This is a genomic window from bacterium (assembly GCA_018812485.1).
Classification (GTDB): domain Bacteria; phylum JAHJDO01; class JAHJDO01; order JAHJDO01; family JAHJDO01; genus JAHJDO01.
On record JAHJDO010000055.1, the window covers coordinates 1 to 15381 of the forward strand.

General features: G+C 39.5%; 10 protein-coding genes. 8 read left to right on the forward strand and 2 right to left on the reverse strand.

All coding sequences use genetic code 11. The features are described from left to right. Positions 1–36: 36 nt before the first annotated feature. The gene (locus KKC91_04315; GenBank protein MBU0477774.1) at positions 37–273 is read left to right on the forward strand and encodes a hypothetical protein; all 237 of its coding nucleotides are present in this window, start codon (positions 37–39) and stop codon (positions 271–273) included. A 301-nt stretch (positions 274–574) separates the two neighbouring features. Here KKC91_04315 and KKC91_04320 read toward each other — a convergent pair whose 3' ends face one another. After that, on the reverse strand, positions 575–1084 hold the full coding sequence (locus tag KKC91_04320) for a transposase (GenBank protein ID MBU0477775.1): 510 nt from the start codon (positions 1082–1084) through the stop codon (positions 575–577). A gap of 757 nt (positions 1085–1841) precedes the next feature. On the opposite strand from KKC91_04320, the gene KKC91_04325 reads away from it, so the two are divergent. The 6 genes from KKC91_04325 to KKC91_04350 all read left to right on the forward strand — a co-directional run bounded on the left by KKC91_04325 (position 1842) and on the right by KKC91_04350 (position 13736). Beyond that, positions 1842–2288 (forward strand): hypothetical protein, encoded by a 447-nt coding sequence (locus KKC91_04325; protein MBU0477776.1) that lies wholly within the window; start codon positions 1842–1844, stop codon positions 2286–2288. Positions 2289–2338: 50 nt separating this feature from the next. Then, a complete protein-coding gene (locus tag KKC91_04330; protein MBU0477777.1) occupies positions 2339–2503 on the forward strand; it encodes a hypothetical protein in 165 nt (54 codons plus the stop codon). A gap of 17 nt (positions 2504–2520) precedes the next feature. Further along, positions 2521–3648, forward strand: a complete 1128-nt coding sequence (locus KKC91_04335) for a hypothetical protein (protein ID MBU0477778.1) — start codon at positions 2521–2523, stop codon at positions 3646–3648. Positions 3649–4193: 545 nt separating this feature from the next. After that, positions 4194–11549: a hypothetical protein gene (locus KKC91_04340; protein ID MBU0477779.1), complete on the forward strand. Its 7356-nt coding sequence runs from the start codon at positions 4194–4196 to the stop codon at positions 11547–11549. A gap of 244 nt (positions 11550–11793) precedes the next feature. Beyond that, complete coding sequence (locus KKC91_04345) at positions 11794–12150, forward strand: hypothetical protein (protein ID MBU0477780.1); 357 nt, start codon at positions 11794–11796, stop codon at positions 12148–12150. 740 nt (positions 12151–12890) lie between these two features. Continuing rightward, positions 12891–13736 carry a site-specific DNA-methyltransferase gene (locus tag KKC91_04350; protein ID MBU0477781.1) on the forward strand — a complete coding sequence of 282 codons (846 nt, stop codon included), beginning with the start codon at positions 12891–12893 and terminating at the stop codon, positions 13734–13736. A 6-nt stretch (positions 13737–13742) separates the two neighbouring features. Here KKC91_04350 and KKC91_04355 read toward each other — a convergent pair whose 3' ends face one another. Next, on the reverse strand, positions 13743–14354 hold the full coding sequence (locus KKC91_04355; protein ID MBU0477782.1) for a hypothetical protein: 612 nt from the start codon (positions 14352–14354) through the stop codon (positions 13743–13745). A 408-nt stretch (positions 14355–14762) separates the two neighbouring features. Between KKC91_04355 and KKC91_04360 the strand changes: the two genes are divergently transcribed. Then, a complete protein-coding gene (locus tag KKC91_04360) occupies positions 14763–15209 on the forward strand; it encodes a hypothetical protein (GenBank protein MBU0477783.1) in 447 nt (148 codons plus the stop codon). Positions 15210–15381 lie beyond the last annotated feature (172 nt).

Genomic DNA, 15381 nt, shown 5'->3' on the forward strand with positions numbered 1-15381 from the left:
CCTGAAATAAAAAGAATATTGGAGAAAAATTGAACCATGAGTGCCGATATAGAGAAAAACCTTGGTGAGCAGCCGATCTCGAGGATTATGGTGGCAAACGGACTTAAGCCACATGATCTTGCTGTCCATTCAGATGAGCAGCTTACGCATAAAATGGTCACCCGGGCCATGAAGGGCAGGCGGCTAACCCCGCATGTGCAATTAAAGGTCCGCAACGCCTTAAATAATGTGGTTGGAAAAAACTATTCGTTGAAAGACCTCTTCACATATTGAAATAAGTTATTCTAACCTGGTTAGACTTGGAAAACTAGTGACACATCCCCAATTCCGCCAACTGTGTAACAAGCCTACATAACAATTCTTTGTCATCCCAAAATGATAATGTCCTATTATACCAAAGTAGTGCGTCTTTGTGCGTCTTGTGCGTCTTGTGCGTCTTGTTGCGTCTTGTACCGTATTGTTGCGTCTTGTACCGTATTGGAAATCCCTCACCAATCTGTCCCAGAATCACGCTTCAAAGTGTCCCTGTGCGTCTTGGTGCGTCTTGTGCGTCTTGTACCGTATTGGAAATCCCTCACCAATCTGTCCCAGAATCACGCTTCAAAGTGTCCCTGACCCCATCAAGCATGTTAGGTTCTAAGGAAAGACATCTTTCCTTATAGCTATTCCACTTATAATCCGCGATATTCTCTACCATCCTAGCCCTTACAGGATTTGATTCAATATAGTTAGCACAGTGTATTAAGTATTGATCTTTGAGGATGGGTTTGGAGATAAATCTTCCTTGCCACAGGTGGCCTGAGGTCCTATAGGTCTGGTTGAAATATGCGGAGTATCCTCTATTTAGCCATTGCATGAATTTAGACAGGCTGGAGGAAAACGGTGTTTCAACTAAAAGGTGAGCGTGATTTGGCATGAGACAGTAGGAATAGAGGAGGATATGGTATTTGTGCTTAGCCTTTTTAAGGATCCCGAGGTAGATGGTATAGTCCTTTTCGCTCATGAAAACAGTTTGTCTTTGATTCCCCCTTGTGATAATATGATAACAAGGGTAATCCATAAAGGTCCTGGCTAGTCTAGGCATAACATTACCTCCTACTATTTATATAGACACATCAGAAGGCGATTTTCTTTCAATAATTTTAGTAGGCGGGGACAGCTTGAAGTTTAGAGTTGGGACACTTTGATAGGGGAAAGCCAAAACGGTACAAGATAACCAAGATAACCTATTTGCACGGGTAGGAAAAAAAAGGAGGAATATCCATGGGCGATAAAGGTAAGAAAGATAAGAATAAACACAACAAACAAGTAAATAAAGCAAAAAACGAAAAAAACGAAGCAAACAGGAAAAAACAGGAAAAAACACACTAGTAGAAAAAAGGGACAGTTTGAAGATTACCATAAGACACATTGATAGCTAAGTTTCAAAACGGTACAAGAACTTCAAGAACTTAAAGAACTTAAGAACTTCAATACCTGCACCCCACAAGACAAGATAGGGGAAAAGATTTAGGGCTTTGATGGAGCAGTGGTTAAAGTAAGGTGGAGAGAGTAAGCGAGGGCAGTGGTTGTTAAAAAAGTAGCTTGGAGAGGGATAGGCGAGAAGGTGACGCCTTGACAAATCTACTCCCAGCGTGTAAACTATAAATACAATAGAATATTGGTCCCGTGTTTGAAGGGGGAACCCGGACGTTAAAAAAAGTAAAACCTTCGTGGGCTCAAAGTCTACGAGGGTTTTTGTATTTTAAGGACCCAAGTCGTACGTTAAGAAGGGGGAACTGCGACTATAAAATAATTAAAACCTTCTTTGTTAATTCGCCAATATAACAAAGGAGGTTTATATGGTAGTTTTAAAATTTATGCGGTTTGTATTAATAATCCTTGCATTCCTCGTTACATTCTTTCCAGTCTATATCAATATTTCTGCGTTTGCCACAGAGATTCAGGCAAACGACTTGGAACATCTCAAACCTTACGATATATCTTTTTTGATCAGAGCTGACTTAAATAATGATGCAAAAGAAGAAAAGGTTACCATCTTTCGCCAATGGGACGGCGAGGGCTGGTGGTCAGATGACCAGTGGTATATTATCTGTATCTTCGATGAGAATGGCGATATTTTGTATAAAAAGGATGTTTCTTACTTCCAGGAAGTGGGAAGCTTTGCTGTGAAAGACAGGGATGGGGACGGCCTGAAAGAAGTGATTGTATCGCTTGAACAGGCACAATGCTGGGATGCCAAGACCCAGATCTACGGGTGGAAAGAAGATTCTTATAATAAAATATAAAATCGGGACAAAAAGTGAGAAAAAAAATGACACAAGAATAGGAGACCATCATGTCCAAAGGCGGTTGGGTAGTAAAACTCACTAATACTGAAACAATAAGATGCCACACTATAAGTTTTGATTACGATGCATGGGAGTATACAGTAAATAATGGGGAGAGGAAAAGATTCCCTGATGGGATTTCGACTATAACAATAGAGGTTGGAGAGGATTAATTTCATAATTAATAGCCATGAAACACCTATTCCTTAAACTATCACTCCTAATCTTCCTCATTACCCCGCTCTCAAGCTATGCTGCCCTCCAATACCACGACGCCAAAGTAGCAGATATCTCAGACCGCAGCTACGAACCCGCAGTCATCGAACTATTGGACAATGCCAAAGAATCCATCCTCATCTCAATGTATGTCATAAGCCCCTTGACCGAGCCCATAAACCTGCTCCTAAATGACCTGGCTGAGGCATTAGAGCGTGGAGTCAAGGTGGAGATATACCTAAACACCCGTTTTGAGACAGACGACCATTCTAAACTAACCATGGATTTCAAAGGCCTCGAACAAAAAGGCGCCAGGATATACCTGGCTTCGCCTCACTACCGCCTTCACGATAAACTCATTATTGTTGATGGGATGTTTGTTGTAGAAGGGAGCGCCAATTGGAGCGTATCAGCTTTAAAAGCAAACTACGAATCAGCCACTATCATTGATTCCCCGGATCTTGCCCAGGAAAAAACAATCCGTATAAGAAACTTCCTACTTGCTGGCATGGAAGGGGAAAGAGGGGATACTGAGAGAATTGACCGGCCAAAAATAAAGACAGAACTACCTGATACAATCGAGATCCCTTATGTCTTACTGGAGGAAAAGAAATATTTCCCTACCATGCGGAAATGGGGAGATAACCGCAGTATAAGTGCATATCTTCTACTTATAAGAGAATCAGCACGAATAGGCAAAAATGAGTTTTTTCTCGATCTAGAGGATTTTGCCGCAGAGCTACAGATGCCTAAGGACTGGTCAGACACAGCCAAGCGCAGACAGGTCATAAAAACCCTAAAGAAACTAAGCACTAAGTATGAGCTGATTACAGCAACATTCACACACGGAAAAGACGCCTATATCAAACTCACAGAGCTCCCAGGAGATACATTTACCCTTAAATCCAGCATCTTAGCCCCGGATTTCCTAGCCAAAACAACCCCCACAGCAAAAACCGTTTTACTAATAGATGTTTTATTAAAAGATGAGGGCCTCTCCAGAGAAGATTTTTCAAAAGAAGCCCTACAAAAACGCTTCTCCACCACCCCCAAGCAGTTCAGGAAGGGGATGAAGGAGCTTGAGTCAATAGAGGTAGAATAGTAGTTTGTCATTCCCACATCTTCCTTGTGTCATTCCCGTGAAAACGGGAATCCATTATTTCTTTTTGTTTTTAAGCTTCAGTTAGTGTGGGTTTTTACTTTATTGTGTGGTTTTTGTCTTGTTTTTTGTTTCAGGCCTCACACTGTAGGGCAGGTTAAAACCTGCCCTACAGTGTGAGGCGGATAAAAGATTTAGGGATTCGATGTAGCAATGGCTTAGATTAGGTGAAGAGAATAGACAAGGGCAGAGGTTATTAAAAGAGTGCTTTGGAGAAGGTTTGGCGAGGAGGAAACTTTCCTAAAAAAACCTTCCCAATGGGCCATATATATGGTATAATTATACTAAACATATAATCCAACCAATATAGCCTTATAGGCGTAAGGAAAGGCTATTTTTTTACCCGCGTTATGATGATGTTTAAAAAAGCTTATAACTTGAAGATTCTATCAGTAATACTAAGTATAGTATTATTATGTAATACCACGCTATATTCCTACCCTTACTCAAAAGACGCCTTGAGAGTTCCTGTGGGACAACGCGATACCATGAAACGCCTAGTGGCAGCAATGAAGACTCCAAGTCTACGTGAAGATGCGCCTTCGGCAGAGCAACTGCAACAATTAGTAGAGAGTGCCCAACTTGGTAAGGCTAAGGAACACGCAGTGATTATTGGTGAAGATGCTGGACTCAATAGGCAATTACAAGAGAGCTTTGAATCTTCTAAACTCGGTGTTATCCCAAATGATATTAATCCCAATCGGATTCGCTTAGCTATTGTTGAAGATGATAAACATCTCGGGATTCCCCTTCTAGGTTCATCAAATGAGGATGCTATTGCGAATCAGGTTCCAGTATTAAGTGTGAAAGAAGATGATGGCTCACTGACTATATATGTCACGAGAAAGTTTTGGTTAGCCAGAGGACGCACTGCTTATATAACCGATGAAATCTGGAGACGTTATGCATTTGCTGAATTTGTCTATCATGAGTGGAATGAAAAAATTGAAGGAAATCCGCACCATGCAGTTGCACAAGGTTCATATTTATTTAGAGATAATCTTCAAAATCTAAGCCCTATTCATACAATTGTCCTTGAGGCATTAGAGCAAAGCGAGGAAGTTGAAGACAAGGAGCTTCTAACGAGACTCTTGGCTGAAGAACGAACCCCTTCAGATGAACACAGTAGGACGTATGAAAAGCTTTTTAGAGCAAGGTTGAATCAGGTTGCAGCAACAGCTGCCTTGAAACGAGTTGATCTATCGACTCTGTTAGAAGTTAAGAAGATGCCCACGTTTAATCGTCCAGAAATTGCACAGTTAGTTAATTTCCTTGAGACAGGAGACAATCCTCCGCCGATGGCATCGTTGGATGGTTACAATCGTGGATATAATAATTTGTATGTTCTTGATGGAGAACAGATTACATGCCATATTCATAAATCCGAGCCTACTACGAAACGAGAAGCTGTGACCTTTGAAGATGGCAGCCGTGGAGTAAGATACTGGGTAATTGAAGAAGGGACTGGAATAATGTTCCCATTTGTAAGTTATGTTTTATATCGTGATGGGAGATTTTTGACTCCTAAAGAGGTACGAGAGAGTCGAAGACGATTCGATATGCCCAAAGAGATACCTTTCGCTGTGAAAGGATTTTCTGGTCCTGTAGCCATGAGAAACTATCAGTTGATATATTGGATAATGACAGGAAAATCAAGGCCTAAAGATGAGGTTGTGGCACTAGATAGTAAAAGCTGTAGAGCTTTTCCTAAACTTAAAGGCAGGAAACTAAACTTATATTTACATGTAGCACTTGCGAATATGAACGTATATGAAGAACTAGTTGAATTAAGAGATGAAAACACTCAAGTGCGCCGCGCGATACATTACTGGGTAGTAGACGAAGACAATAACCCCTTATTTTTATTTAAAGAATTTTGCTTTTATAAGGATGAGAGGGCATTAGATGCAGGAGAGATTGAAGATAGTATGCGTCTTTATGGCAGGGCTGATTCAGAAAGAATACCTAGTGTATCTACACTTGAGAGGTGTCATTTCATCTATTTTTTGTTGACAGGAGAGAATCCGCCAGCCATGGTTCCTGTAGATAAATTTTATAACGGAGCTGATTATTTATATCGTTTAGAAAAGAAAAATGTTAAGTGTACAATTCATAAATCCGAGCCTACTACGAAACGAGAAGCCGTGACCTTTAAAGATGGCAGCCGTGGAGTAAGATACTGGGTAATTGAAGAAGGGACTGGGACAATGTACCCATTTGTAAGTTATGTTCTATACCGTGATGAAAGATTTTTGACTCCTAAGGAGGTACTAGAGAGTCGAAGACGATATGATATGCCCGGAGAGATACCTTTCGCTGTGAAAGGATTTTCTGGTCCTGTAGCCATGAGAAACCATCAGTTGATATATTGGATAATGACAGGAAAGTCAAGGCCTAAAGATGAGGTTGTGGCACTAGATAGTAAAGGCTGTAGAGCTTTTCCTAAACTTAACGGCAGGAAATTAGACTTATATTTTCATGTAGCACTTGCGAATATGGACGTATATGAAGAACTGGTTGAATTAGGAGGTGAAACCACCGGTCAAGTGCGCCGCGCGATACGTTACTGGGTAGTAGACGAAGACAATAACCCCTTATTTTTATTTAAAGAATTTTGCTTTTATGAGGATGAGAGGGCATTAGATGCAGGAGAGATTAAAGATAGTATGCGTCTTTATGGCAGGGCTGATTTAGAAGGAATCCCACTTACAAGTCAGCTCAATTCTTATCATCTTATATATTTTCTATTAACTGGAAATGCACAGACTGAGCAGGTGATTGAGTTAGATAGCCATTGTAGTGATCATTTGTATCTTACAGAAACCGCTGGGGTTAGGCTCTGGGTTTCTGCGCATGAAAGTCGTGTCTTACGCGTAATGAGATCTTGGAGCGAAGATGGTTCAGAGAAACGCGGTGTAGAATATTGGGCTCTTTCTGCTAGTGGAGAAAGAGATAATCTTATCGTTAGTTATACCTTATGGGATTCAGGTAGATTTCTTGATTCTGATGAAGTCATGGAGACACAACGCATTCTTGGCTTTCCTGAAGATAGTTCCGCACCTCGACCAAGAAGAAAATGGCGCTTGGAATTAACACGGTTTTTAGCTCATGGAGGTACATTACCAGCGCGGCAACTTGTTAGAGTGGGCGCTGGAGGTAGAGTTTATTTATACACAATAGGAGATGAGCGGGTAACAGTTACTGTGAGCAAGACACTTGCTGGGAGCCGCGTAGAAATGGAGTCAGTAGAATTTGATGCAGAAGAAGGCGTAAGAGGTGTACGGTTTTGGGTAGGAGAGACAGGCAGACGATTGCCTATAGTAAGTTATGTCTTATTCCGCGACGGTAAATTTATTAAACCGCAGCGTTTTCCTTACCTCGGCAGAAAAAGGTCTTGGGTGCTTGATATTTTGAAAGAAGTATCGCACAACGTTGGACCTAATGCTACTTATAAGGAGATTCTTGACGTACTTGATGAGTTAACTTTAGGGGTAGAAGAGTGGAGATACGCCTTGACACGATTAACCTTTGGCAGAGAGTTTTCTCTCGATGAACCTTTTGATGATGATGGAAGGACTCTGTTAAACATAGTTGCAGACGAAAGAGCAGTAGATCCAGAAGCTTTAGTTTTAGCTCGAGAAGCAAGGCCTCCGTTTGAAGACTGGCTAACAGAACATGAGATGAGGATATTTATTCATATGTTAGGGTTTGAAGAAGATTTTTCACGCTTACCAGTAGAAGTAATTTATAGAAAAATAGCCCGTAAATATGGAATATCCCTCCAGGATATCCATATAGTGCGTTCCAAGTGTCAGGTTTTACTTAGCTTCTGGAATGGTGAAGGCATGAGAATGGTGAAGGAGGAAGGTGTGCAGATGACAGTGTTGCGATGTCTGCCTGTAGTTTTTCGAGGTCTAAAAGAAGATGGTGTACGGCTACGAATGGAAGCAGATGCACTTCTTAATCGAGTAAGGTTATTGTCAGGAAAAGGTTGGGTGAATAAGTCAGCTATAGATATGGCAGCAATTCATTCGACTGAGGAGACTATTAGACGCGCTAATTCTGTAACATCAGCTGCTAGTGGAGAAAGAGATTTACCTTTTGCTATAGATGCTACTAGAACCATAGAACGTCACCCAGAATTACTATTAGCTTCTAATATGTGCCTGGCTACACACATAGAGGAACATTATCCTGTATTAGCACATCAACTTTTGGATGAACAGATTAGGTGGGAGGAACCTATAGCAAGAAAAGGAAGCATTCCAATTGGCGGAGATAAGTATTTAAACATCGGAGATAGAAACCTTGAAATTGTAAAAGGCAGACAGCATAATAGAGAATTGATTATTGTTTTAGATATTGATACAGGAGGAGTTGGTTCACTTTTAGTTGTAAATGGACAAATCGATGAAATGGCAAGTCAGCAGTTAATTAGTGATTTAGAAGCAACAGCTAAAGGTAGAGATAATGGTCCTTACAGTTTGACTGTGAGACCTATAGAAATTGACAGAAGGCGAGCAATTATGCCGATATCTATGAGGAGCCGAACTGTAAGGTTTAACTCACCTAAGCACATGACAAATGTCAATATAGCTGTTGCTCCTAATGCCTTTGATACAGTCGTAGTTCACGGTAAGAGGAGGGCTAACTGTGATATATTGTTTGTCAATCGCTGGTCAACAGAAGCAGGGGTATTTTCTATATCAAAGACACGATGGTTAGGCAATTCAGAACCTGAAGAGTGGACATCACCAGCTTTAAGTTCATTAGGTTCAGCTAGCGATTTGAATCCAGTCCATTGGCTTGCAGGCACTCCTATCACTCAATGGTGGGTTGAATATTCATATCCTAGTACTGGAGTGAGTGTTGTAGGTGGTTTTAAGCTTATATTAGGAGATTATAATAAGGATCGTATGCGTATATTTAAAGATTGGACAGGTCGTCATATTGTGCTTTATCGTACAGACACACAGGCGACATATTTATTTACTTTAACAGAAGAAGGATACAGGCATGAAACTGATGGTATATTATCTCCAACTCCAGGTACTATGGTGATTCCTTTGGTTGAGATGGCGCGCTCAGAAGACTATCCTGTATTGACAGCATTTTTTTCTGATGTAGAAGAGAGTTTATTGCTTGCTCCTGACAATATTGCATTTGGTAATGGTTGGGTATTGCGACGCAATGAACTGCCTTTTGAAGTGATAGAGATGGTACGTGTTTGTAACGATATTATAAGTGTTACACTTGCATCTAATGGAGGAGAGTTAGTAATCAAAGGTAAACCAACAGGTTTTTATATTGGGGAAGAATGGTATCCTCGTGATAAACCAGGCGTAGTATCTGCTGAGGAATTACTGGTAGATAGTCCATCGCTTCAGAGATTAGTCAGCGAGAGGTTTGAAGAACACTCTTATTATAGGTTGGTAGGGTCATTGGATTTAGAAGCCTTACTTGTTGCAAGTAAGTGGCTGGGTGAGGACCGTGACGGTATTGAGACAGCACGTTCTGAATTCAGGGAAGCATTGGATGCCAAAGATAGTTTACAAATCGCTTTAACAGCACATAGGATTTTAAACTTAATAGCACCAGGATATAGAATAAGGGTACCAAATAGATCAGGACATATTTGGTTATCCGGATATCAGATTATTGTTGGATCTGGGACAGTAATTTTTGAAGCAGAAGATGGCAAGTTGTGGCTTGTACGGCTTGATCGATATATCAATGTAGAGACTTTAGCGGACGCTGGAGTAACGCATCTGATTGCTCAGTATCGCATGAAATATTCACAGGACAGAAAAACATTTATTACTTCAGAGACTCCTATTGAACTACCAGACCGCGAACACTTAGCATTAAGTATTTATGATACAGCTACTGAGCGTTCTAGCGATGGAGAATTATTAAGGCCTCAATTCTATAACGTGTTTGTTGAAAGACGTACTGGGAAAGATATTATATACGATGAGAACAAAGTATGTATTGGTGCCCAACAATCAATAAATCCCTCTGGTTTAAATATATTGGAACAAAGGGTAATAGGAGGCAGGATTGATGGAGTAACAGTAGCTGTTGGCAATAGAAAGATTGATATTCGTGGTGAAGAAGATCGAATTGTAATAGAGCGATTTGATGAGAGCGGGAAATTGATTTACCATAGAGCACATAAATGGCCTCAACTTCGTACAAATTACCTTAATGCATTGGCATATAAAGATGATGCAGTGTTCTGGCTCCTTTATAGCGAGACGCCAAATCAGTTTAGCAAAGGACACTATAATAATTTACCCCCGCCTTCCTATATTGCTGACGCAGTTGGTAGGCTTATAGGACAACATCCACAGTTTGAGAATGAATTATTGATGGGTGTCCAGGAGCATTTAAGAGAGGTTTTGGAGAGAGGAGGTTCTTTAGTAGAGGCGCAACGTCGTGCTTTACAAGTTTTAGATGTTTTATGGCCCAACACAATGAGACTTAACTTATATGATACAGGGGCCTTTGCCTTGAATAGAATGGATTGGGTTTTCGGAAAATTTTATCTATCAGAGCCAGCTTACGTTATACCCTTCGTTCTTGCTGATGGTTGGTCGATTAGGTTGTGGCGCCTTGCAAATGGAGATATTTGTGATATCCCTTACGACCCATTATCTAACAGTTACTGGTTAGGTGGTATACCAGAGGAAATCAAAGGAGATGATCCTCGTCGTATACCAGTAGTTACAGATAGCACTAGTCCAGAGAGTCGTGTATGGCTTGCACACAAAGCTCGTATAACTGATGGAGAAGGACACTTCTTAGATGAGGCCCTTTTTAGATTATTACGCAGAGACGATTTCATAGATAAAAAAGTAGGACGGGCATTAAGAGCTGGGTTGACCGCAGATGACCCTAGTGCTGTAAGGTCGAGGAAGCGGCCTACATATCTTCTGTTTGACGAAGACGATGCAAATAGGTTGAAATGTAGTCATAGTATTAAGGTTGGTTTAAGCAGGGTAGGCGTTGTATTTACTAACTCTGCAGGTAATGACATAGAAATTTTTATTGTGCCAGAAGGAGCAGTTGTTGCAGGTGAATTAATCAAGAGGTCACATTGGACTTCTCTAGATCCGCGCCATCCTGGAATCATTAAAAATTGCCATCTACGTGCAGTTATGAATCAGAGCGCTGCCCTATGGACCTGGCTTAATGAATATGGAGAAGGTTATTTTAATATCGACGGTATAATGGTAGGATTAGAAATTACAAGCATCCGTGAAGTACAAAAAGCAGCTTTGTCTGCGTTGTTCAAGGATGGCCAACTCACATCAACAGGAAGATTAATAGCAGATCATGGAAAGATCGAGGAGATGATATTTAGAAAAGTTACAACATTGTTAAGCATTTTACGTGACGAAACTGACGATTTAGATTTTTCACAGCATATTGATATGGTTTTGCACCTGTTAGAAAAAGAAGCCACTATTTCTACACCATCTCTTGTTAACACAGCATTATTTGATGGTGATACAGTGCTTGCTAACCCAGATGGATTTAAAGAGCAATGCGCCCTTTTAAAAGAAATAGACCCTCATACAATAGCAATAGTAACTGCAAGACCTGAGACAGATATAGAAGAGTTAAAAAGAATTATGGAAAGATTTGGTTTAAAAATAGGGATTGATGCACATATTTTGTCTTTAAGAGGATATAGCTTGGCACAGTACGAGACTCTTTTAGATGACAAACCAGAAGGTGGTAAAACAATCTTTGAATTATACGGAGATTTTAAAGTAATTAGAGGTAATAGAATACCGAAAGATATGAGTTCTTTGAGAGAAGCAATTAGTCGCGTATAAAACCATTTAATTTCCCCAGCCATTTTCCCTTTTTAAGATTATTCTGGATATATTTGCAGATTTTGTTTAGATTTCGTTACGTATGATGTGTTCGTACTAATTTGTTTGCCAGATAGGAATTTTTCTATCTCTAGCTCCAGCACCTTCCCTCTCCCTGTGCAAAAATAGGGGGTATTTTTTTAAGGTCTGCTGGTGCAAAAATGAGTTTTTTCTCGATCTAGAGGATTTTGCCGCAGAGCTACAGATGCCTAAGGACTGGTCAGACACAGCCAAGCGCAGACAGGTCATAAAAACCCTAAAGAAACTAAGCAATAAGTATGAGCTGATTACAGCAACATTCACACACGGAAAAGACGCCTATATCAAACTCACCGAGCTCCCAGGAGATACATTTACCATTAAATCCAGCATCTTTGCCCCGGATTTCCTAGCCAAAACATCCCCCACAGCAAAAACCGTTTTACTAATAGATGTTTTATTGAAAGATGAGGGCCTCTCCAGAGAAGATTTTTCAAAAGAATCCCTACAAAAACGCTTCTCTACCACCCCCAAGCAGTTCAGGAAGGGGCTCAAGGAGCTTGAGTCAATAGAGGTAGAATAGTAGTATAATATATATTATTAGAGGGATTTTTGTTCTTAGGCCCTACTCTGTGTTTTTTGACCTTAGTTTGTGTTTCTTCTGGGGTTGTGTGGGGTGTTTGTTTTACTTTTTGCTGGGGTTCTGATTTTATTTTTTTGTTTATGGCCACACACTGTAAGGCAGGTTTTAACCTGCCCTACAGTGTGTGGCGGTTGAAAGCTTTAGGGATTCGATGGAACAATGGCTTTAGTAAGGTGGAAAGAGTAGATGAGGGCAGAGGTTGTTAAAAAAGTAGTTTGAAGAGCGATTGGCGAGAAGGTTACGCCTTGACAAATCTACTCCTAGCGTGTAAACTATAAATACAATCAAATATTGGTCCCGTGTTTGAAGGGGGAACCCGGACATTAAAAAAAGTAAAACCTTCGTAGGCTCAAAGTCTATGAGGGTTTTTGTATTTTAAGAACCCTAGTCGTACGTTCGAAGGGGTTCACTGCGACTATAAACAATTAAAACCTTCTTTACATAACCGTAAAGGAGGTTTTTATGTTTTTAGCAAGACTCTTCAGAATCACCCTAATACTAATCATATTTATAACCACCTATCTACCCATCACAATAAATCCAAAAATATTTGAAAGAAAATCGCCTCAAGATGTGTCTGATATATAGAGAGTAAATTATTGACTATTAACCAAAGGAGGCGTAAAATGACTTTAAACAATGACTTATTTAATTTAAACTCGTTAGGAGTATTACCAGAAATGCCTACTTTAACTAAGCGCAAACCTCAACAGACCCCAAAATCTAGCTATGTTGGATTAGATCCACTACTTGCCAAAATCAATTCCAATCCTTACTTCGAAGATAAAACCAAATCTTTTGTATTATTTAAAGAAGATTCTTTAAAGCTATTATCTTTAATCCCAGAAGAGTCTATTGACATGATATTTGCTGATCCACCGTATTTCCTTTCAAATGGAGGCATCACCTGTCAAGCAGGGAAGATGGTTTCAGTTAATAAGGGTAAATGGGATGCCTCTAATGGCATAGAAGACAATCATCTTTTTAACCTCAGATGGCTCAAAGAATGTCAACGCATCCTTAAAGCTAATGGTACAATATGGGTTTCAGGCACATCTCATATAATCCACTCGATAGGCTTTGCAATGCAAACCCTGCATTATAAAATTTTAAATGATATTGCATGGTTCAAGGTAAATCCTCCGCCAAATTTAAGCTGTAGATACTTTACGCACTCTACGGAAACTATTCTCTGGGCTGCCAAGAGCACGAAGAGTAAGCATTATTTCAATTATCCTTTAATGAGGAAGCTCAATAACAATAAGCAGATGCTTAGCCTTTGGCACATTAAAGCACCTGGTGCAAGCGAAAAAATATACGGAAAACACCCTACACAGAAACCAATACAGCTTCTAGAAAGAATTATCCAGGCAGCCACTATTAAAGGCAATATTGTTGTAGACCCTTTTACAGGCTCAAGCACCACGGGCTTGGAGGCTTATAAATTAGGCAGGAAATATATTGGCATAGATTCGGAGAAAGAGTATCTGGAGTTGAGTATAAAGAGGTTTAAAGATATAAAATAAGGCGGGTTATTTTTGTAGATACCAGAGAGGTTTTAGATCTTCAATATAAGATTTTCTTTTCTTGTTTTCTTTCCCTACATATTTCGCTAGAGAAGGTTGACCATTACAAACACTCATGCAGAGATTATCTATTTCCTTAGGATTATCGATAAATTCCCTTACCCAGCCTTGATAAAATAAAGTTGGTGGGTCGAAATTACTTTCTTTGTTATAACAATATTCCTGCTCCACGATAAATAGCTGATTAAGCACGCCTATTATCGGGAGAGGGTTCAGGTAATGTTCGAATTTTTCCTTGCTTAGGTCTTTTACCTCTTTTACAGGGTCTTTGCCGTAAAAAATATTATCAAAAGCCAACAATAACTTTTCTTTTAAATCTACTCGACTCCTTACCCTGAGGTTTAAATCGATCATAACTCTGAGATGATTCGGGCGAAATTCCCTAGTACCCTCTTTAAGCCATATTTGGAAGTTCTTTTTAACGTCATAATTTTTAAATCTCTTAGAGAGAATGGAAGGACGAAAGAGTTGCACTTCTGTCTTATCATACTTAAAGACAGTTTCTTTAACATCAAAAGGTAGTTTTTTTACAATATTGAGCATAGAGGATTTATCCATAGTCGATCCTATTATATTACCACCCGTTGAGTTTAGCAATAATTTATCTTTCTAGTCCTAAAATGAGCTTGTCTTTACAACTTTGAGCTAGTATTATAAAATTAGAAACACATCCCCAATTCCAATAAGTGTGTAACAAACCTACCCAACATTCCCTTTGACTTCCTTACATATAAGAGCTACCATATATAATATCCTTATCTTTGTAGCAGGTAGAACTAGGATAGCAAAAAGTACCTTCAGGCCATTGCCTAAAGCCTACAAAGTTAGTATAATGAACGCACTAACCACAATGGGGTGGGGAGTGACGAATATGGCTGTATTTATATAATATAAAGCAATCTTGGCATAGTTTGGGTTGTTTTTTGTGGTTTTAGAGTAGGGAAGAGGTTGACAAGAGGCTTATCTATGGAAAATGTTTCTCATAAACTATTAAAGGAGTTAATAAATAAAAAAGAATTGACTCTCTGTCAAATTTTTAAAATTTTACCTAAAAAGTACAATGATCATCGTGATATTTATCCTTTCGCTAGTTTAATAACAGGTGGTTATATTGATTCCGTGATGAGCCACGATGGAAAAGATATTTTCAATGCAAAGAACAAAGAGTTAGCTATTACATTATATACGGCATCGTTTGGAAAAGGAGAATTTGAATATAACGGACAGAAGCTTGTAAATGACGGCGATTTCAATAAGCAGACTTTTTTCTGTACCGCAAAAGCGAATCTTTATCTAGAAGAAAGACGACAGAAAAGGTCCGATAGAATTTGGACATTATTTATTGGTATTGCTATTGGAATAATTGTCGCAATCATAACCTTTTTTCTTACGAAAAAGTTTGGATTAAATTAAGGCTTCAACAAATGATAAGGGAACAGGTTCTCGATTTAAGAATAGATTGATATGAGATAAAAGAACGAGACCTGTCACTTAGGTCCATAAGAAGAGGGGAACCGATGTCTATTTTTCCAATATTTGTAGAGACAAAAAACTATTCTCAAAAGTCACAAAATTGTATCAGGGA